At 39.0% G+C, this 21,500-nt stretch carries 17 protein-coding genes; 6 read left to right on the forward strand and 11 right to left on the reverse strand.

Going from position 1 to position 21,500, the window contains the following annotated elements:
• Positions 1–71: 71 nt before the first annotated feature.
• Complete coding sequence (gene pgk, locus LV716_RS07560; protein ID WP_163417137.1) at positions 72–1,262, reverse strand: phosphoglycerate kinase; 1,191 nt, start codon at positions 1,260–1,262, stop codon at positions 72–74.
• A 259-nt stretch (positions 1,263–1,521) separates the two neighbouring features.
• Here pgk and LV716_RS07565 point away from each other — a divergent pair, with 259 nt between their 5' ends.
• From LV716_RS07565 to LV716_RS07575, 3 genes are all read left to right on the forward strand, one after another.
• Positions 1,522–2,673: an ATP-binding protein gene (locus LV716_RS07565; protein ID WP_163417138.1), complete on the forward strand. Its 1,152-nt coding sequence runs from the start codon at positions 1,522–1,524 to the stop codon at positions 2,671–2,673.
• Positions 2,674–2,686: 13 nt separating this feature from the next.
• Positions 2,687–3,085, forward strand: a complete 399-nt coding sequence (locus LV716_RS07570) for a DoxX family protein (protein WP_163417139.1) — start codon at positions 2,687–2,689, stop codon at positions 3,083–3,085.
• Positions 3,086–3,161: 76 nt separating this feature from the next.
• The gene (locus LV716_RS07575) at positions 3,162–3,722 is read left to right on the forward strand and encodes a DUF5946 family protein (RefSeq protein WP_163417140.1); all 561 of its coding nucleotides are present in this window, start codon (positions 3,162–3,164) and stop codon (positions 3,720–3,722) included.
• A gap of 25 nt (positions 3,723–3,747) precedes the next feature.
• Here LV716_RS07575 and LV716_RS07580 read toward each other — a convergent pair whose 3' ends face one another.
• From LV716_RS07580 to LV716_RS07610, 7 genes are all read right to left on the reverse strand, one after another.
• Positions 3,748–4,254: an OmpH family outer membrane protein gene (locus tag LV716_RS07580; protein ID WP_163417141.1), complete on the reverse strand. Its 507-nt coding sequence runs from the start codon at positions 4,252–4,254 to the stop codon at positions 3,748–3,750.
• A gap of 239 nt (positions 4,255–4,493) precedes the next feature.
• Complete coding sequence (locus tag LV716_RS07585; protein WP_163417142.1) at positions 4,494–5,324, reverse strand: bifunctional 2-polyprenyl-6-hydroxyphenol methylase/3-demethylubiquinol 3-O-methyltransferase UbiG; 831 nt, start codon at positions 5,322–5,324, stop codon at positions 4,494–4,496.
• Entirely contained in the window at positions 5,302–5,847 is a 546-nt protein-coding gene (locus LV716_RS07590) for a hypothetical protein (RefSeq protein ID WP_163417143.1), read from the reverse strand. The genes LV716_RS07585 and LV716_RS07590 overlap by 23 nt, the downstream gene beginning before the upstream one ends.
• Before the next feature lie 61 nt (positions 5,848–5,908).
• Entirely contained in the window at positions 5,909–6,424 is a 516-nt protein-coding gene (locus LV716_RS07595; RefSeq protein WP_163417144.1) for a hypothetical protein, read from the reverse strand.
• Positions 6,425–6,526: 102 nt separating this feature from the next.
• Complete coding sequence (gene mnmG / locus LV716_RS07600) at positions 6,527–8,395, reverse strand: tRNA uridine-5-carboxymethylaminomethyl(34) synthesis enzyme MnmG (RefSeq protein ID WP_163417145.1); 1,869 nt, start codon at positions 8,393–8,395, stop codon at positions 6,527–6,529.
• 2 nt (positions 8,396–8,397) lie between these two features.
• Positions 8,398–8,817: an rRNA maturation RNase YbeY gene (gene ybeY, locus LV716_RS07605; protein ID WP_163417146.1), complete on the reverse strand. Its 420-nt coding sequence runs from the start codon at positions 8,815–8,817 to the stop codon at positions 8,398–8,400.
• Positions 8,810–12,253, reverse strand: coding sequence for a hypothetical protein (locus LV716_RS07610; RefSeq protein WP_163417147.1), 3,444 nt, complete (start codon positions 12,251–12,253; stop codon positions 8,810–8,812). Before LV716_RS07610 ends, ybeY begins: the two co-directional genes overlap by 8 nt.
• A 74-nt stretch (positions 12,254–12,327) precedes the next feature.
• On the opposite strand from LV716_RS07610, the gene LV716_RS07615 reads away from it, so the two are divergent.
• The 3 genes from LV716_RS07615 (at position 12,328) to LV716_RS07625 (ending at position 16,086) form a co-directional block, all read left to right on the forward strand.
• Positions 12,328–13,377 (forward strand): alkane 1-monooxygenase, encoded by a 1,050-nt coding sequence (locus LV716_RS07615; protein WP_163417148.1) that lies wholly within the window; start codon positions 12,328–12,330, stop codon positions 13,375–13,377.
• A 54-nt stretch (positions 13,378–13,431) separates the two neighbouring features.
• Positions 13,432–14,949 carry a glutamate--tRNA ligase gene (gene gltX, locus LV716_RS07620; RefSeq protein ID WP_163417149.1) on the forward strand — a complete coding sequence of 506 codons (1,518 nt, stop codon included), beginning with the start codon at positions 13,432–13,434 and terminating at the stop codon, positions 14,947–14,949.
• A 207-nt stretch (positions 14,950–15,156) separates the two neighbouring features.
• Positions 15,157–16,086 (forward strand): SPFH domain-containing protein, encoded by a 930-nt coding sequence (locus LV716_RS07625; protein ID WP_163417150.1) that lies wholly within the window; start codon positions 15,157–15,159, stop codon positions 16,084–16,086.
• Between the two features lie 273 nt (positions 16,087–16,359).
• On the opposite strand, the gene LV716_RS07630 is transcribed toward LV716_RS07625, so the two are convergent.
• From LV716_RS07630 to LV716_RS07640, 3 genes are all read right to left on the reverse strand, one after another.
• On the reverse strand, positions 16,360–17,775 hold the full coding sequence (locus tag LV716_RS07630) for a BspA family leucine-rich repeat surface protein (protein WP_163417151.1): 1,416 nt from the start codon (positions 17,773–17,775) through the stop codon (positions 16,360–16,362).
• Positions 17,776–18,093: 318 nt separating this feature from the next.
• On the reverse strand, positions 18,094–19,371 hold the full coding sequence (locus tag LV716_RS07635; protein WP_163417152.1) for a POTRA domain-containing protein: 1,278 nt from the start codon (positions 19,369–19,371) through the stop codon (positions 18,094–18,096).
• A gap of 210 nt (positions 19,372–19,581) precedes the next feature.
• Positions 19,582–21,270, reverse strand: a complete 1,689-nt coding sequence (locus tag LV716_RS07640; RefSeq protein WP_163417153.1) for a glutamine--tRNA ligase/YqeY domain fusion protein — start codon at positions 21,268–21,270, stop codon at positions 19,582–19,584.
• Between the last annotated feature and the right edge of the window lie 230 nt (positions 21,271–21,500).

Genomic DNA, 21,500 nt, shown 5'->3' on the forward strand with positions numbered 1-21,500 from the left:
TGAAATATTAAAGCTTTCAGCCTAAAAACATACCACCCTAGGATTTCCCCTATTAAATCATAACGCCCTTATTACTTCAATATTGCAGCTATTCCAGGAAGTGTTTTTCCCTCTAAACTTTCCAACATTGCACCTCCTCCGGTAGACACATAACTTACCTTCTCTTCGAAGCCAAATTGCTTTACTGCCGCAACGGAATCTCCGCCTCCTACAAGGGAAAAAGCACCATTTTGGGTAGCTTCGTCAATAAAGTTCCCTACGGCAATGGTTCCTTTTGCAAAACTTTCCATTTCAAAAACGCCAACAGGTCCGTTCCAAAGTATGGTTTTGGAATTCAAAATAGCCTGTTTGAAGGCTTCTAACGTTTGTGGCCCTGCATCCAATCCTTGCCATCCATCAGGAATCTCGTTTACTTTAACAAATTGGGTGTTTGCCCCGTTATCAAATGCATCAGCTGCCAGAACATCTACCGGCAGATGAATCGCAACTCCTTTTTCTTCTGCCTGCTTTAAAATATTCATGGCCAAATCCATCTTATCGTCTTCACAGATAGAATCCCCTATTTGACCGCCCTGCGCTTTTATGAACGTGTAGGTCATTCCACCACCAATGATCAGATTGTCAACCTTGTCCAATATGTTTTCAATAATGGTGATCTTGGATGAAACTTTTGCACCCCCCAAAATAGCTGTTACGGGTTTCTCCCCAGTTTGCATTATTTTTTCTATCGCCTTTATTTCTTTTGCCAAAAGATATCCAAAGCATTTGTTCCCTTCAAAATAGTCGGCAACGACCGTAGTTGAGGCGTGCGCTCTATGTGCCGTTCCAAATGCATCATTAACATAGATGTCGCCATGTTTGGAAAGTTTCTCTGAAAAAGCGGCATCACCTGAGGTTTCTTCAGCATAAAAACGAAGGTTTTCCAGTAACAGTACTTCACCGTCTTCTAGTTCTGACACGGCCTTTGTAACCTCATCGCCAATACAATCGCCCACAAACTTTACTTGAACGCCAATAATTTCGGATACCTTTTCGCAAATATGGGATAGTGACATGCCTGGATTCACTTGGCCTTTTGGCCTTCCCAGATGGCTCATTAAAACAGCAGACCCGCCATCTTCCAAAACTTTCAATATGCTAGGTTTTGCAGCATCGATTCTGCTGGTATCCGTTACATTGAAATCATCGTCTAAAGGCACATTAAAATCTACACGGATCAATGCTTTTTTTCCTTTGAAGTTATAATCGTCTATGGTCTTCATCTGTATCTATTTATAGGTAAGTTCAAAAGTAAAGATTTCCTGCTTTTTGAAGGGGTAACAGTTGTCATATTTTAAGGTTTAATTTCATGTGATTTTAATTCCTTTGGAATTGTTGGACACGAATTAGTACAAATCTTATAGCAAATCTTTTTTTGAAGTTTGATGCTCAGAACTTCAAATGTCTTTTGGGGTTGCTCTGGGGATATCTGTTTGAAAACAGTGCTAAACTTTTCAGAACCTAAAAAATGTATCTTTGAACATGCTTTTTAAAGACGTTTTAGGACTCGGGCACATTAAAAACCATCTTGCCACTACTGCTGATTCCGGTAGGGTAGCCCATGCGCAATTGTTCATAGGGCCAGAAGGCTCGGGTACATTGCCCATGGCCATTGCCTATGCCCAATATTTACTTTGCAACAATCAAAATGGGGAAAACGATGGAGAAAATTTAGTTTGTAATACCAAATGCAGTACGCTGACCCATCCCGACCTACATTTTGCCTTCCCCGTTTCGAATTCCGATAAAGTAAAGTCCCATGCGGTAAGCGATCATTATCTACAGGATTGGCGACAGTTTGTAAAAGAGCAACCTTATGGCAATCTTTTTGATTGGTATAGATTGATAGGCATTGAAAAAAAGCAAGGTCAAATAGGAGTTGACGAAGCTCAGGATATTGTAAAGAAACTTTCTTTAAAATCGTATGAAGGAGGTTATAAAGTGTTCATTATCTGGATGGCGGAAAAAATGAATATTTCTGCTTCCAATAAACTTTTAAAACTTATTGAAGAGCCTCCCGAAAAAACCGTACTGCTTTTAATCGCAGAGGATGAGGAACAAATTATCAATACCATAAAATCCAGGTGCCAGATTCTAAATTTTCCCCCTTTGAGCGAAACTGCAATAGCCGAAGGTTTAATGACAAAAAGTGTACAGGAACGTGAAGCACACTCTATTGCTCATGAAGCCAATGGAAACTTTAACAAGGCTCTTGATCTACTGAACAAAGATTCGGAAGATTTGGTGTTTGAACGTTGGTTTGTACAATGGGTACGTAGTGCATTTAAAGCTAAAGGAAACAAAGGTGCGATACAGGAATTGATTTTGTGGAGCGATGAAGTAGCCAAAACCGGCAGAGAGGTGCAAAAACAATTTTTAAATTATTGCCTAACGATGATGCGACAAGCACTTTTACTAAACTACAAGGTGGAGAGTCTGGTTTACGCCAAGATACATTTAGAAGGTTTTGACCTGCGCAAATTTGCGCCTTTTGTGCACGAAAACAATATTATGAACATTGTTGAGGAACTTGAAAAGGCAATCTTTCACGTGGAACGCAATGGGAACTCTAAAATTATTTTTACTGATCTCTCTATAAAACTCACGAGGCTGCTACATACCAAAGCAGCTTAAAAACTACCCTATTATGGACAACATTTTTAACTACCCTGTGCAAATTCTACTTTTCCTTTTTTTAGCCATTACTTTTTTGCAGAGCGGTGTCGATAAAGTATTGGATTGGAAAAGCAATTTGTCTTGGCTTACCGGTCATTTTTCAAAGACTTTTTTAAAGAACTCCGTTCCATTGCTTTTGGGCATTATTTTGTTGTTGGAGTTGGTTTCTGGTACTTTATCGGTTGTGGGAATGGTTCAGTTTATCGCTTCTGGTGAAAGCGTTATTGGCTTTTATGGTGCAATGCTGTCTGCGATAACACTTTTAATGCTTTTGTTTGGGCAACGTGTCGCCAAGGATTATGAGGGAGCCAAGACCATTGTTATCTATTTTGTGCCGACTATATTTTTAGTCTACTTATTACACCAATAAATTAGTCCAGATAGAAGTTGTCATTTCACAATATTTTTTCAAGAAAGATCCAACTTCTGAATTAGGTCTTCGGAAAATGCAAGATTATAGCTCCTTTGCCCAAAAGAACGGCATTACGCTAAAAAGTAAGGGTCACTGTCAATTCTGCGGTGCTAAAACCACTAGGGGCGTACATGAGTGTGTTGAGGTTTTTAATCTTGGATTCCCAATCATAGATTATTCAAAAAAAGAAAATCATTTTTACCGTTTTCTAGCTGTCGATGCCCACACACTTCAGCATTCAGAAATTCATGGAAGATGGAACAATCATTTTCATTTGACCAGACAACATTTAATTTTTGAATATGGCGTTATCTGGGATTACAATCTTTCCGCATTGCTAAGCGACTGCTTAAAAATGTATAAGGTCGAAAAACCTAATGAAATCCTGATCACCCCTTCGTTATTGCGAAGAGGAAAAAGTACCGTGCTTGATGTTATAAACGATTCTGTGGATGAGATATCGTGCAAAAAAAGTATTAAAACATGGGGGAAGGATGTTTACCAGGCATGGAATACATATCATCAAATTATAGATGTAATCGCTGAAAGGTTTATGGATAAAAACAAAGACCTCCATAGAAATGGAGGTCTTTGATAAGATGAACATTAATTAGTTACTCTTATTTTTTGTACTTGTCGTTCAAGATTTTCAAGACTTCACCTGTTAGATTTTTGGCATCTTCTCCGTACAATACTGCTCCTCCATCGCCGCCACCTAAAATATAGGTGTACCCATTGGCCTTGCCATAGGCTTTGATTTCATCTTTCACCTTACTTACCAAAGAATCCATTTCTGCTTGGCTGTTTTGTTGTAAAAGTTGCTCTTCTTGTTGCAGTTGCTGGCCCACGAACTGCCCTTTTTGTTGAAGTACGCCATATTCCTCTTGTGCATTTTTTTGAGACATTTTTTGCGCTTTAGCCTGAAATGCTTGAAGTTCTATTTGAAATGCCTGGGAAATACTATCCCTTTTCTTCGTCAGGGCATCTACTTTAGTTTTGAACTTTGCCTCAACATCTTTTTTTTCTTGATAGCCGTCCATAAGCTTCACATTGTCAACATAACCTATTTTATCCTGTTGACACGCAACAGCGGTTAAGGCAAATACAAATACTATAATTTTTTTCATGTTTCCTTTTTTAATGATGCGCAAAAATAGAAAAGCTTTTTGAATGATCATTATCTTATTTTTATGAATCTATATTGCTGTCTTTTAAAGTATAAGGGATTTCTATTTTAAAGCTAAGACCTCATCAGGGTTTCTTATTCTTAGTGCCTTCAGAAATATGCCTTAGAAAGCATTTCTTTTATTCGAAACGGTATTACAAGGCAAAACCAAAGAATGGCGCTAAAAAGCCTTGAAAACAACTAATCCTTCTTTTTAATGATGTAAATCAGCGAAGAGTGCTCTTTTGAAAAGAACGCTCTAATATTTGACCACAGTCCAACGAAAAAAGCACTGATCAAATAAAACGGATTGCCCTTATATTTTTCGGAAAGCAATGAAACGTAAAAAGCATCGAACAACATAGGTTTTATTGAAACAACCTCCATCTTCTCTTTTTCAAAAAGCATTTGGATAGATTGTCTTGAAAAGTGCCATAAATGCCGAGGCACATCATAAGCCGCCCAATGTGTTCCATAATACTTCGCATCAAACGATTTAAAATTTGGAACTGCCACAAACAATGTTCCATTGGATTCCAACAACTGCGCTATCTGCTTTATTTGCTCTTGTAGGTTTGGCAAATGCTCCAGCACATGCCACATGGTGATTACTTGAAATTTATGATTTTTTACATCTGCCAAATCTTGATGAAGTGTAATCCCCTTCAGCTCTGCATTGGTTCTTGCTTTTTGATTTGGCTCGATTCCCGCTACCTTAAATCCTTTTGAAATCGCACTCTTTAAAAAATCACCTGTTCCTGCGCCTATATCCAATAAAGATTTTGATTCATCTATCTGATTATCAATAATTTGAATCTTTTTTTTTAAACTGTAGCCCTTCACCCAATGGTATAATCTATCTACCAAAGAAGTTTTAGCGTCTGTATGAGAAATATAGACTTCACTATCGTAATATTTAGCTAAATTCTCAGGTTGGGGATGTGTAATGAGCATATCAAACTCTTCATCTTGACGTAGCTCAAAGGATTCTCCTGAAACAGAAAAGTCTTTAGTTTTTAAAAACAACCTCATTGTAGTTCACCGTATTCAAATACTCTTTTTTCAGTTGTCCAAGATACGGTAAAACCTTGATTCTAGATTCGGAATCTTCATGAAGGCAATCCTTTTCTTTATCGTTAAAAACTTCAATGGCAATGTACCAGTTTCCAATTCTTGATGCATGTGCATCTTCCAAAAGTGGGTCCATATCTGTTGTTTGACTTAAAACACCATCAATAAATAAAGGGATAAGATTAATTGTTTTTGTTGGAATTTCCACTTCATAAAAAGAGAAGTAGTATTTTTCATTTTCAAGCTCAAATGGAACTTCCACATCTACATAATGGTCTTGAAGCTGAAATTTAGTATTGACGTAATTATAGAACTCATCTTCATTCTTGGGGTCTTCAAAAATAAACATGGTCTTTTTGGGCAGACCCCTTTTGAATCTTTTGCCTTTTGTTACTTTGTGGTCTTTGATATTTGGAGCAATTCTAATTGGAATGCATGAGGTCAAAACAATAACGGAAAGTAACAGGACTATTATTTTCTTCATTGGTATTGGATTGATGAAATAAAACTATCAAAAATCAAGCCATTGGTTATTGCCAAATATTTCATCGTACCTGTCTGTTCCAGTTTCTTCCGTTTAAATATTCACTTTTTAAAATATTAAGGTGCGCTACTATACTTTCCCTTGATGGATATGTATCCTTTAAACAGTCATTTTCGACGGAACTAAAAACTTCGATGGCGATATAATGTTTAAATTCTTCTGGTTCTTCTTCTAGTTCTTCACCAGCTATAATTCCTAAAATAGTACCAAAAGCATCCACTGTTCTATCTAGCATTTCTATCTCGTAAAACGACAAAAAGTAGTTTTTCCCATCAAGATTAAAAGGCACTTCTACATCAACATAATAGTTTTCTAAATTAAATTTTGTGTTGATATAGTTATAAAACTCATTTGCGTCTTTTGGGTCTTCAAACACAAATAAGTTCTTTTCGGGAAGGCCTTCTTTTAATTGTGCTCCTTTGGTAATTTGATAATCGTCTATTGTTGGGGCCGTTTGGAAAGGAGTACAGGAACATACTACTAAAACCAATAGAAATGATGCGATTATTTTATACATCGTTAAGGTTGTTTTTGATAAGAAGATGGAATCAAAAACTAAACCAAAGCATATTTTAAAGTAAAGAAAATAGCTTTTGTTCCACGTGGAACAAAACCAAGGCTATCTGCCTAGAAAAACCAATAGCACACTAACATCCGAAGGAGAAACACCACTTATTCTAGAGGCCTGCGATATGGTAACGGGCCTTATCGATTCCAGCTTTTCCCTTGCCTCATAAGACAACGACTTTAGCTTTGAATAATCAAAGTTTTCGGGGATTTTTACATTTTCAAGGCGATGCAATTTATCCGCATTATTCTTTTCCTTTTCTATATATCCAGAATATTTAACCTGAATTTCTGCTTGCTCAAGCACTTCGGAATTAAATTCATGTTCGTTAACAAACGATGAGACAGATTCTAACCGAAGCATATGCTCCATAGTAACTTTTGGCCTGGAAAAAACTTTAAAAAGCTTATCGGATTGGCGTACTGGTGAAGAAGAAACAGACTCTAAAATAGGGTTGATCTCTTCTGGAGTAAAACTCGTCTTTCTAAAAAAATGTACAAAGCTGTTGGACTTATGTTGCTTGTCCTCCATTCTTTTCAAACGCTCTTCGCTCGCCAAACCAATCTCAAAGCTTTTAGGCGTCAATCGTAAATCGGCATTATCTTGTCGCAATAAGGTTCTATATTCCGCACGGGAGGTAAACATTCGGTACGGTTCTTCTGTGCCCTTGGTAATTAAATCGTCGACCAAGACACCTATATATGCTTCATCTCTTTTTAAGATAAAAGGTTCTTTCTCGTTGATTTTTAGATGTGCGTTTATACCCGCCATCAATCCTTGTGAGGCCGCTTCTTCGTAGCCTGTAGTACCATTAATTTGGCCCGCAAAATACAGGTTGTTTACAAGCTTTGTTTCCAGCGTATGCCTTAATTGTGTTGGCGGAAAATAATCATATTCTATAGCATAACCAGGTCTAAAGAACTTAACCTGCTCAAAACCCTTTACGGATTTTAATGCTTTATACTGAATATCCTCAGGAAGCGAGGTAGAAAATCCATTCACATAAACTTCAACCGTATGCCATCCTTCAGGTTCTACAAATATTTGATGGGAATCCTTATCCGCAAAACGGTTTATTTTATCCTCTATTGAAGGACAATATCGCGGTCCTATACTTTTAATCCGGCCATTGAACATTGGGGAACGATCAAACCCTTCACGCAACAAATCATGAACCAAAGCACTCGTGTGGGTCATATGGCAATCACGTTGCTCTCTTAAAATAGGTGTTTCCAAATAAGAAAACTTCTCTGGATTTTCATCTCCCGGTTGTGGAATCATTTTATCATAATCCAATGAACGGCCATCAACCCGTGGTGGTGTTCCTGTTTTCATTCGTCCACTATCAAAACCAAAATCAACTAACTGCTCCGTAATACCGGTTGCGGCTTTTTCACCAGCCCTACCTCCTCCAAATTGCTTTTCACCAATATGAATTAGTCCGTTTAGAAAGGTTCCATTTGTTAATACAACTGCTTTGGCCTTAATATCAATGCCCAAAGATGTTCTAACGCCAACGATAGTATCACCTTCGACCAACAAACCAGAAACCATTTCCTGGTAAAAATCAACATTTGGTGTGTTCTCCAAACCCAATCGCCACTCTTCCGCAAAACGCATTCTGTCATTCTGAGCTCTCGGGCTCCACATCGCCGGGCCCTTAGACTTATTCAGCATCTTAAACTGAATTGCAGATTTATCGGTAACAATCCCACTATAACCTCCGAGCGCATCTATTTCTCGAACTATCTGCCCCTTGGCAATTCCGCCCATAGCAGGATTACAAGACATCTGTCCAATATTTTGAAGGTTCATGGTGACCAACAACGTTTTGGAACCCATATTTGCAGACGCTGCTGCGGCTTCTGCTCCTGCATGCCCGCCACCAACAACTATTACATCGTACTCTTTCTCAAACATACTTATAGTTCCACGTGGAACATTTTTATCTTTTCATCCTCCTTAAGCCTCATCTCTCGTTGCTCATCTTCAGATTTGTCTCCGTATCCTAACAAGTGCAAAATGCCATGGCACATTACCCTTAACAATTCTGTATTGAAATCGACACCATACGAAGTTGCATTGTCCTCAACTCTATCCGAAGAGATGAAAATGTCACCAGAAACAAACTTAGCTTCCGAATAATCAAAAGTGATAATATCGGTAAGCGTATCGTGCTCTAAATACTCCTTATTGATTTCTAAAAGATAATCATCGTCACAAAAGATATAATCAATATCCCCTAAGCTATGTGCTTCACTTTGAATTACTCTAGTTATCCAATCGGAATATTTCTCTTTGTCTTCTAAAATCAAGTCCGACTTAAAATGGAAGTCAATCATTATTGAAATACCTCTTTACCTTCTCTTCGTAATTTTGGCGCAAAGGTAATGCTTGTCTATTTAATATTTCAACGTCGTTTTGATATTCATTTAGCAGTTCAGGCTTTGTTATAATAGGATTGGTGAAGTTCTTTTTGACCCTGCTACTCTCACGCTCATTTTTCTTTCCCTGTTTTAATGTAGCATTCTTGAGCTTCAGCAATTCGTGCTGTATGGTATTAACTTTATTTTTTGTGCGCTGTGTAATTCCGTTTTCCAACAAATCATTCTCAAAGTCCTCCATTTGTTGAATCAGTTTTCTCGCTAGATTCTTATCGGACTTGTTGATTAAATCCTCTAACTGCTTTTCCAATTGTTGTCGCAAAAATTGCTGCTCTTTATAGATTTCATAAATTTCGCTTAAGCCCATTTCGTCTACCCCATTAGAGCCACCAGTTCCATTTTTGTCTTCTTTACCTTCTCCTTTGCCATTGCCTTCTCCGTTTCCATCTTTTCCTTGACCATCTTCCTGTCCCTGTTTCCCTTTTCCTTTTCCTTCTTGTTCTCCTTCGCCGCCTTTACTTTTTCCCTTTTCTCCATCTCCCTGCTCACCTTGCTCACCACTCTGTCCTTTTCCGCTCTGCTTTCCAGAATCTCCCATCTTTTCCTGAATACTCTCCTGTCCCTTAATAATATCTGGCAACTGAAAATCGGAACCCTGACCGCTTCCTTGACCTGATTGCATACTTTGCTGCATATTGTCCAGAATATTAGCTAGAAAGTCGGCTAATTTATTTGTAGCGTTAATAACATATTGTTGGTATGATGCACTTTGATACACTTGACTCTCAGCTATACTCTCCAAGGATTTGTCAATATTGTAATACACCTCGTTTATTTGTTCATTGACAAATTCAGATAGTTCCGCCCTACGTAGCGATAAAGCAAAAAGACTGTCATCCACATGTTCGAACAACCGTCTTAATTCCTTTTGATCCCTTACCGATTTTGAAAACTGGGAAACATCCAAATTGGCGTTCTCTGTTCCTTCAAATAGCTTTTCCTGTTTAAAGGAAAATGTAATCAAATTGTCCAAAATCTGACGTAACATTTCCGCATCTTCTGTTATTGAAGAACCTCCGCCTCCCATACTGCTCTGCTGTAAAGATTTGCTCATTTCCTTCATTTTCTGAGAAGCTGATTTCTGTTTTTGAGATGCTTTTTGTTTTGAATTGGAATTTTTCGAATCAGACTGTTCAGAATTTTTTTCTTCCTCACTATTTAGCTCATCCAAAGCATCTTTTTGATCTTCCTTGATAGCGTCTTGTTCCTTTTTCGATACATCAACTTGCATCGGCTTTTTTAAATCATCATTGTCATTTTTTAATTCATCCAACTCATCCGAAAGCTTATTGAATTCTTCATTCAATTCCTCCTGCTTGTCTTTGATTTTTCCATCAGTTTTGGATAATTGCTCCTGCTTCTTGGAAAGCTCACCCAACTCTCTTGACAGTTGAGCCATTTTTTCTGTAACATAATACCGCTTAGTGAGCTCAAGAATCTGCTCTAGATTACGAGCACCTTTACTTTGGTTTTTGCCCAACTCATCAAGCTTCTTTTTAAGCTCCTCTTTGTTTATTTTATCTGCAAGCTTGTTTAATTCCTCAAGCAGCTTTTCATTTTTCTTTGCTTCCTGTTCTTGACGTTCCAACCGCTCCTGAAGCATTTTCTTCATCTCGCTATTTTCATCATCCTTACTCAGGCTCTCTTTAAGTTGCTTGCTGAATTTTTCCATCAGCATTTCCTGTTCTTCTTGCTTTTGCAAAAAATCCTTTATCTGATTCTTATCCTCAAAATTTAAATTCTTTTCCTCTTTCTGTTTGGTATTGATTTTGGATAATGTTTCTTGCTGCTCCCTATAGTTGTCCAAAGTCTCTCCCATCTTGTCCATCACAGTATTCTGAAACTCTAACTCCTTGTTTTTTAGTTCATTAACATTCAACAATGTAGCATCAAACACTTGGCTTTTAATTACTTTTCCTCCTCTAAGTTCATCATTATCAACGATTTCGAAAAATAATTTATAGTTCTTCCCATCCTGCAAATCCAATCCTGATGGAAATGTATAATAGAACTGATGAACGTTTGTATTGGGCGATTCAAGCAACAACCGTTGCACATTTTCTTGGTCATCTGACGGATAACATACAACCCTTATTTGGTTAAGGCCATGATCATCAGCGGCCTGTCCAGTAAAAAAGGATTGATTGGGGTTAATGGAATCTAAAATCTGCTCTACTTTGACAGTGGGACTTTGGTCCCTAATTACGTCCAAGGTATAGGCCAACTTCTCAAAATCTAGCACATGCGCATTTGATGTCTTGAGTTCATAAGCCAGATTTTTGTAGATATTGTTCTTATATGTAAAGCTATTTCCATCCTTTTGAAAAAGCCGAACCGTATCCGAAGTAACCATGGATATATTCGCTACATTATCTCCTTCAATTTGCCATAATATTGTTGTTCCCTCGGGAACAACAGCGTTTCCAGTTCCCGTAATTTCTTCATTTTTCCTTCCCAGATAATTCGGGAAATCAAGCTTCATTTTAAAGTCTATCAAAACAGGTGTCTTATAGCTCTTAATAGTATAGCTTTTTGAATCCCACCCATTAGCGGTCAAATAAAAACTGCTTTCCTCCACAGGTGCTTCAAATGTCTGCGTATATATTCCTTCTGATTGCTTTAAAAGCAATTCCTCTCCATTTACGACCATATAGACATTCTCTGGTTTTACATTGCCCACAACCGAAACAGATACTATTAAAGGTTCATTGTCCAAAACCTCCAGCTTATCGTTCAATACCTGGAACTTAAATGGAGCTGGTTGCTCAAATGCCAAATCATAATTGACTATTCTTTTATGGGAATTGAAAAACGAAGCAATGTTGCCAGACAACCAAATAAAGCCAAGGAGCAACAAAGGGATAACTACATATTTTGCGTATTTATAGCTTTCTTTAAAACTGATAGCTTCAGTGAAAGGAACCACGCCAAGGCTTTCCGCTTTCTGCTCAATACTGGCAAGCAATAGTTCTGACTCTGTTTGGTTTTCCGATAGTTCCAATAAATTATAGAGCTTATCATCTACTTGTGGAAAATGTTTGCCGATAAGACGGGAAGCTTCCTTATTGGAAATTCCATTTTTAATTTGGAACAAGTAGAACAATGGCATCAAAATAAACCGATACAGCAAGAACAGCTCCACTAGAACAAACACCGAGAATAAGGCAAGCCGCCATTCCTGACTGAGCCATAATACATATTCCAAGGACAGAATTGCCATCCAAAAAAGCAGGCCTAGCGTTACAAAAAGGAGCCCTCCTTTGATCAATTGCTTGGTATAATACTTCTTTATAAAGCGATTTAGCTTATCAAGTATCTTATGATAACTGTTCAAAATCCGTTATATTTATTACCAAGATACCTGATACCAAGGGATTGCGCTGAAAATTTTTTGTTAAAACCGTTCATATGAAAGATTTTAAATACCTAGCCGCTATGACGATTCCGCTTTCTGCCGTCATCAGTATTTATTTTAAAGGGTATTGGAGTTTCTTCACACCTTTCTACGCTTTTGCTATTATTCCGTTTTTAGAAGTGCTACTTCCACAAGACTCCACCAACTTGTCCGAAGAAGAGCGTTTTGAAAAGAAAAAGAGCAAGTTCTTCGATTGGATGCTCTATTTGAACGTTCCCATCGTTTTTGGTTTTCTGGGCTATACCCTTTGGGATCTTTCCACAACAACCTACGCACTATATGAAATTATAGGGCTGGTGTTTTCTGTGGGAATCGTCTTTGGTGTCAATGGCATTAATGTGGCACATGAACTCGGTCACAGACAGGCAAGCTTTGAGCGTTATTTGGGAAAGCTTTTACTGTTGCCATCCTTCTATATGCACTTTTATATTGAACATAATTTTGGACACCATGCCAATGCGGCCACAAAGGAAGATCCTGCTACGGCTAAATACAATCAAAGCCTCTATTCCTTTTGGTTCAGTTCTACGATTCGCCAGTATTTTAGTGCATGGAAGCTTCAATCAAAACTGCTTAAAAATGAAAAGCGGTCTTTTTTTAGTTTGAAAAATGACATGCTTTGGTATACTTTATTTCAAATCGCCTATTTAGGGCTTGTTCTCTATCTGTTCGATTTGAATGGATTGTTCTTTGCTCTGGCAACTGGAATAGTTGGATTTCTGCTATTGGAAACCGTAAACTATATTGAGCACTACGGTTTGATCAGAAAGAAATTGCCATCTGGAAGGTACGAACGTGTTCGCGAAAGCCATTCTTGGAACAGCAACCATGTCATTGGAAGAATTGTGCTTTACGAACTCACAAGGCACAGCGACCATCATTACAAATCATCCAAAAAATACCAGTTGTTGGATTATCATGATATCTCTCCCCAAATGCCTTACGGTTACCCTACTTCCATGGTATTGTCATTTTTACCCCCATTGTGGTTTAGCATCATGAATCCCAGGATTCCCTCCGAAATGAAAAAGACGTATTCCTAAACTCTTTTTTACCGTTTTAATGCACCGTATCTTTGCGGCTCAATTTAATATCCCATGAGTCAGAAAGTTCGGGTTCGTTTTGCCCCAAGCCCAACCGGGCCATTACATATAGGAGGTGTTCGCACAGCATTGTTCAATTATCTGTTTGCCAAGAAACACGGTGGCGATTTCATACTTCGGATTGAGGATACCGACCAGAACCGCTATGTAGAAGGTGCAGAAGCATACATTGTAGAAGCGTTGAACTGGTGTGGAATTCCTTTTGATGAAGGTCCTGGTGCATCATCTAAGGATGGGGACTTTGGTCCGTACCGCCAGAGTGAGCGTAAGCACTTGTACAAGGCCTACGCCATGGAACTTATTGAAAAAGGTCATGCATATTACGCTTTTGATACCGCTGAACAATTGGATTTTCATCGAAAAGACCATGAGGCCAAAGGCAAGACTTTTATCTATAATTGGCACAACCGTTTAAAACTTTCCAATTCACTTTCCTTGAATCCGGAAGAAGTGAAACGAAAACTGGATGCTGGTGAAGATTATGTGATTCGTTTTAAATCGCCCCAAGATCAGGAATTGTTGTTGCACGACATCATACGCGGTGAAATAAAAATAGATACTAATATTTTAGACGATAAGGTACTTTTTAAAAGTGATGGAATGCCCACCTATCATCTGGCCAATATCGTGGACGACCACTTAATGGAAATAAGCCATGTAATCCGTGGTGAAGAGTGGTTGCCCTCTTTGGCGTTGCATCAATTGCTCTACAATGCCTTCGGATGGAAATCGCCCGAGTTTGCACACTTACCACTTATTATGAAGCCCGTTGGTAAGGGAAAACTGAGCAAGCGTGATGGTGAAAAGGGTGGATTTCCTGTTTTTCCGTTATCGTGGAACGAATCAGAAGGATATCGTGAAGCTGGGTTTTTTCCAGAAGCTGTGGTCAACTTTTTGGCCTTATTGGGATGGAATCCTGGGACGGAACAAGAACTGTTCAGCCTAGAAGAACTTGTAGAGGTCTTTACTTTGGAGCGTGTAAATAAATCAGGTGCGCGTTTCGACCCTGATAAGACCAAGTGGTATAATCACCAATATTTACAGCAGAAAAATGATGGTGAATTGGCCAGTTTATTTGGTTCGATGTTGAATAGCAAAGAGCTTCCTCGCGAAGCTCAGAGTGCTGAATATCTTGAAAAAGTAGTCTCCCTAATAAAAGAACGCGCCAATTTTGTTGCCGATTTTTGGGAATTGGGCAGTTACTTTTTTGAAGCACCTGCCTCCTATAACGAAAAAGCAGTTAAAAAGCAATGGAAAGAAGGTACGCCAGAATTAATGCAGCACGTATTGGATATTGTAAAAACTACTGAAGATTTCAATTCTGCAACCGTTGAAACCAATGTAAAATCCTGGATTACCGACAACGAGCTTTCCTTTGGAAAAGTGATGGGCCCCCTACGCCTTATCATTGTTGGTGACATGAAAGGCCCCCATATTTTTGATATTTTGGCGTTGTTGGGAAAAGAGGAAAGTGTTGCTAGGATTGAGAAGGCGTTGGAGGTTTTAAGTTAGCAATGTGAATCTAGGTGTTTGAAAGGCATTCAATGTCATTGGAATATAACCTTTCTTTATTTTGTTAAACTGTTAAGACCAATTCTGTATAAACACAAGATAAGAAAACCCCTAGTTCCTAAAACCATGTAACAATTCCTTCTTAAAAGCTACTTATCTCATACAGTCTTTTTGTAATTTAACATCGAAACTTAAAATCCATTTACCATGAACCTAGTATACCTTATACCTACAATACTTATTGTGGGTTTTGTCTTCTTCTCTCTAATATTTATTGTTAAACAGCAAACTGCAGTTCTCATTGAAACCTTTGGACGGTTTACAAGCGTTAGAAACTCGGGGATACAGTTTAAAATTCCGTTTGTTCAAAGAATTGCTGGAAGGTTAAGCCTTAAAATTCAACAGTTGGATGTAATGATCGAAACCAAAACCTTGGACGACGTATTCGTGAAACTTAAGGTTTCTGTACAATATGTTGTCATTAGGGACAAGGTGTATGATGCTTTTTACAAATTGGAATATCCACACGATCAAATCACTTCTTTTGTTTTTGACGTGGTGCGTGCCGAAGTCCCTAAAATGAAATTGGACGATGTCTTTGTTAAAAAAGATGATATTGCCATTGCCGTAAAACGTGAGCTACAGGAATACATGTCGGAATATGGTTATGATATCATAAAGACCCTGGTTACCGATATTGACCCGGATGCCCAGGTGAAAGAGGCCATGAACCGAATCAACGCATCGGAACGTGAAAAAATTGCAGCACAGTTTGAAGGGGATGCCGCCAGGATCCTTATCGTAGAAAAAGCAAAGGCCGAAGCGGAAAGCAAGCGATTACAGGGCCAAGGTATTGCGGACCAGCGTAGGGAAATTGCCCGAGGTCTGGAAGAGTCCGTTGAGGTCTTGAACAAAGTGGGCATCAATTCGCAAGAGGCTTCTGCCCTTATCGTTGTTACCCAACATTACGACACGCTACAGTCCATTGGGGAGGAAACCAATACCAATCTGATTCTGCTTCCAAATTCCCCACAAGCGGGCAGTGATATGCTCAACAACATGGTTGCTTCCTTTACGGCAAGCAATATGATAGGGGAACAGATGAAAAAAACAAATGTGGATAAAGACAAGAAATAGGTCTTAGTTGTCAGGTTGGGCCTGTCGAAACCTCTTACTGGTTTATAGCGAATCAAGCATTTCGACAGGCTCAATGTGACATGGAGCATTACTTTTATGCTCTTTTTTGGGGCAATTAGAACAAGGAATGCAGATTCATGGGTATCGCAGGATTTTAGCTATTCCTGAATACCCCTTAAGGAAACAGACCTGTACGCTATCTGTTCTTGGCACATAAAAAAACCGCCCTTAAAAAATTTAAGGGCGGTTTTATAAGATCTTACCGACCAGGCTTTACTGGCAATTACCAACAGGAGATAATCCTTCCAGCTCCCAATCAACACCTTCGCTCTCGAGATAAGCAATTGCATTAAAAACTTCATTAATTTCAAAACAGGCAATCATACCCTCCATACCACAGTTAATTCCAAATGGTCCGTTATTATTTTCTACAAAATTGGACCAACCGATCACTGTGTTGTTCATTCTTATTATGTCCATTCCACTGTTATCGAACATGTTCTCCATGTTGGTTATACTGCCAATGTTCCAACCCCCTATATTCTGATTGAACACGGAAGCCCCAGAGAACATTCCAGACATGAAGATGACTTTTTCTGTATTCCATCCACCAATATCCTGATTGAACGAGGATGCCCCAAAGAACATGGAACCCATCTGTGTAACGCTCGACACATTCCACATACTTATATCTTGGTTGAACAAAATTGCCCCTCCAAACATTCCAGACATGCTGGTGACGTTTTCCGTATTCCAATCACCAATATCCTGATTGAACGAGGATGCACCATTGAACATAAAAGGCATGTTGGTGACGTTTTCCGTATTCCAATTACTAATATCACCATTGAAGGACGATGCAGCAAGAAACATAGATTTCATATCCGTAATATTGCCTACATCCCAATTGCCGATATCCCCGTTAAATTGTTTGGCACTTGTGAACATACCTGCAAGGGAAGAGACCTGTGACAGGTCGGGCACATCGGTAGCTTTATAGACCATGTTCTCGCAACTCGCAAAAGCACTTTCCAAGCTCTCCCATTTGTTATTGCCCCATTGGTCTATACTCATAAGTTTGGGCGCACTTGCGAGAAGAGACATTATCATGCCGGGAAAATTTCCCTGGATCGCCACAACATGGTCCCCGGCCGTTGCATACGAATGTTCTATATTCTCATCTTTGGTAATATTCTCAATGGTGCCATCTCCCCAATCGATCATAAAATCATATGCCAAACCTTCTACTAAGCCTATCTCTATACTTTCCCCATCCGTAACGGTCTTCCAGGTGGTGACAAAAGTGTCGTTCACATCTTGGACAGTGACCGTAACTTTCGCATTTGTTTCCTCTACGCCATCATAAGCGCTCACAAAAAGGGTATGTGCCGTTTTGGTCTCAAAATCCAGGGATTTTCCGGTAGTTAAACTAAGTACACCGGCCTCGGTGATGTCAAAAAGCCCGTCATCATCGGATTCTATGGAAAATGTAAGGCTGTCCCCGTCCGGGTCGCTCGCGGTTACCGTTCCAATGGCCTGGGCATCGGTAATATCCTCGGCAACGGTAAAGGACTGTTCCGCTATGACCGGGGCCTTGTTCTCTTCCTCTGGTGCCTTGGGCGAATCATCTTTGCCGCAGGAGAACATAAAAAGAGAAAGGCTAAAAAATAAGTACATGTTCTTTTTCATCTTTATTGAATTTTAAATTGAACTTGTACAAGTTGGGATTTCTTGGTGATGGTTAAGCCGTTAAATGAACGGATGCCCCCATTCGTTTGATGGATGGCCATTCTGGGTTGACGGAATTTTATGGAACCGTCCTAAAAAAAGCTATACAGTTGGACCGGACCAAAATCTTCCACAATAGCTCCATTAGGCTATTTTAGGTGTTGGGGTTTGAGTGTTGGCCTGTGGAAATCGTATATCTATTACATGGTTATCAAGCATTTCGACAAGCTCAATGTGACATAACGTACTTTTTTGGACTAATATAGGTTGAACGAGTATCTAGAAGTATTGCCCTATGCCAAAGACAATCCCATTTGTGGATTCATTGGAAATACCAAAGCCGTAATCCAACCGGAATACCGCGTTGAAAATCCGTTTGTGAATCAATCGAAACCCCACACCCGAATATAAGCGTGTAGATGTTCCATCGAACAACTGCCCGAAGTTCTCTCCAGGTTCTCGCCAAGATCCTGCGTCTATAAAAGCATTTCCTTGGATTGCAAACCATCCTTTTTCATAGAACGTATGCCTGTACTCCGTATTCAGCACCAAGGCAGCCGTTCCCCTGTCCACTGTATTGCCAACACCTCGTATATTCAATTGGTTGTCCAGGGTAAATGGCGCAAAGGGGGAGTCATCGTTGCCAAAAGCGGCAGCAAAACGTAATCTACTTGCCCAATTCCCTTTGGTTCCCAGTTTTCTGTAGTGAATCAAATCATTCCTAAAAGAGACAAAATCCCCTAAAAATTCTGTTCCCGGCTCATCTCCGTTTAGGAAACTGATATACTGTGTTGTGAATTCATTGATCGTACCATCAATATATTGATAATCTATGTCCAAATCCACATAACGGTATTGCCCTCTGTATATCAATTTATCTGCCTCTAGAGAAAGAGGTCTCCCCAGCAAAGGTTCATCCCCAAAAAAGTCATAGCTTTCTTTAACAAACGAAACCCCAAGCTCTGCTTCATTCTTAAAATCAAAAAAGAACAATAGATTTCCTTCTGCACTTCTTGCATTGAAACGATAATCTTTTATCCCTTCCTCAAAAAATACGGGCTCCTGTGTTGTGTTGTCCTGATAACTGAATCCAATGCCCCATTTATCGCTGAACAGAAAAGGATGCTCCCAGAAAACACCGTAAGAATCGAAGACATTGCGCTCGTAAAAGCCTCCTATGAGTTGATTGTTCCCAAATAGATTGAACTCAAATGCTGAGATTCTATAGGCAAATTCACCATTGTTCGCCGTTGCAATCCGTAAGCCCGGAATTATAGTAAAATTTTCCTCTATTCGATAGACCAATGCTTTTTCATCGCCAAGAGTATAAACGCTATCTTTTGCATTCGCTATTCCGGGCAATCGTTTTAACCGCTCAATATCTTGCTTTACCAAAACGGAATCATAAACTGTATTTGCCCTAACTTTTACCAACCTCCTTAAAAAAGACTCTTTGGTTCGCTTTAAACCTTCAAATTCCAGCTTGGTTATTTTCTGTTCTTGTGCAAGCCCAAATGCACAACAAAATAGAAGACAGGGTATGAATAACTTTTTCACGGCATACGATTTTCTAATCTTCAGACGAGAAATTATCGTAATCCCTACAGGGAATGCCGTTTTTTACGTTTAAAACGTTCTAAAAGCTTTTTGAATCATAGACTATAGCTACACATTGATTATGTAAAAAGTGTTCGTAAAACCATTAAAAACCAATCGGTTTTAATAGTATAAAGCTATAATATTTTAAAAACAAATAGAAATTCGTTATTATTTGTTTTTTTGCTCCAATTTCGCCCAAGTATCTCGTAAGGTTACCGTTCTGTTGAAAACAAGGTTTCCTTCAGAGGAATCTGAATCAACATTAAAATAGCCCAATCGTTGAAATTGAAATCTGTCACCAACTTTTACATCTTTTAGACTTGGTTCCAAATATCCTGTAACTTTTTGAAAGGAATCCTTATTTACAAATTCCATAAAATCTTTGTCCTTGTGACCGTCTGGTGTCGCATCTGTAAAAAGTCTGTCGTAAACCCTTACCTCAGCTTCAATGGCATGTTGTACAGAAACCCAATGTAAGGTGCCTTTTACTTTTCGCAAGCTTTCTTCGGTACCACTGCCACTCTTACTCTTTGGGTCATACGTACATTGTACTTCTGTAATATTCCCATCGGTATCTTTTGTACAGCTTTCCGCTTTGATGATGTAGCCGTTCTTTAAACGAACCTCACCACCCAGCTTCAATCTAAAGAACTTACGATTGGCTTCTTCCCTAAAATCTTCTTTTTCTATGTAGATTTCTCTAGAAAAAGGAACTTTTCTGCTTCCTGCAGATTCATCTTCAGGATTGTTTTCTGCATCCAACCACTCTTCTTTTCCTTCTTCGTAATTGGTAATGACCACTTTTAAAGGGTTAAGAACGGCCATTACCCTTGGAGCAATTTTATTAAGATGTTCACGCACATGAAATTCCAGCAAGGAAACGTCAACCACATTTTCACGCTTTGCGATTCCAATAGTATCTGAAAAATTACGTATGGATTCCGGGGTATATCCTCTTCTTCGCAACCCTGAAATTGTTGGCATTCTTGGATCGTCCCATCCATTTACAACACCACTCTCTACCAATTGCAGTAATTTTCGCTTACTTACCACAGTATGGCTCAGGTTTCTACGTGCAAATTCTCGCTGTTTGGGCCTTAATTTCTCAGTAGCTACCAACTGATCTAAAAACCAATTGTACAACTCTCGGTGTGGTAAAAATTCGAGTGTACAAAGCGAATGCGAAACCTGTTCTATATAATCGCTCTCGCCATGTGTCCAGTCGTACATTGGATAAATACACCAGTCGGTATTTGTTCTGTGGTGCGGTTTATGCAATACGCGATACATGATAGGATCACGCATCAACATGTTTGAAGAAGCCATATCTATTTTAGCACGTAGCACATGCTTTCCTTCTTCAAACTCTCCGTTTTTCATGCCTTCAAAAAGACGCAGGTTTTCTTCTACGGTTCTATTTCGATATGGACCTTCCTTGCCAGGTTCAGTAGGTGTCCCCTTTTGTTCGGCCATTTCCTCAGAAGTTTGGCTGTCAACATAGGCTTTTCCTTCTTTTATCAACTGCTTTGCCCAATCATACAATTGTTGAAAATAATCCGAAGCATACCTTTCGGTATCCCATCTAAAACCTAGCCATTCCACATCCCTTTTTATGGCCTCAACATACTCTTTTTCCTCTTTGGCCGGGTTGGTGTCATCAAAGCGTAAATTTACGGGGGCATTGTACTTCAATCCAAGTCCGAAGTTTAAGCAAATAGAACTGGCATGGCCAATATGGAGATAGCCATTGGGCTCTGGCGGAAAACGGAAACGAAGGTCGTTTTTCCCATAGCCATTTTCCAAATCCTCTTCGATAATGTGCTCAATAAAATTAAGTGATTTAGCATCTTCTCCCATACCCAAAATTTGAAGCGCAAATGTAATGAAATCCAGCGTTTAAAGCTATAAATCATAATTTGGTGTATACAAAGAAAGCCGTTTCACAACACTTTTGGTATACCCTACAACAATATCTTTCCATTCCTCCAAAATAAAATCATATTTGTTATAGAATGTTATATGAAAATAGAGGCGTTTACGAACGCCTTTGAGAACTGAATAAAATTAAGGGGCACAATTTTAATAGG

The sequence above is a fragment of the Flagellimonas sp. HMM57 genome (genome assembly GCF_021390175.1).
In the GTDB taxonomy this organism is placed as follows: domain Bacteria; phylum Bacteroidota; class Bacteroidia; order Flavobacteriales; family Flavobacteriaceae; genus Flagellimonas.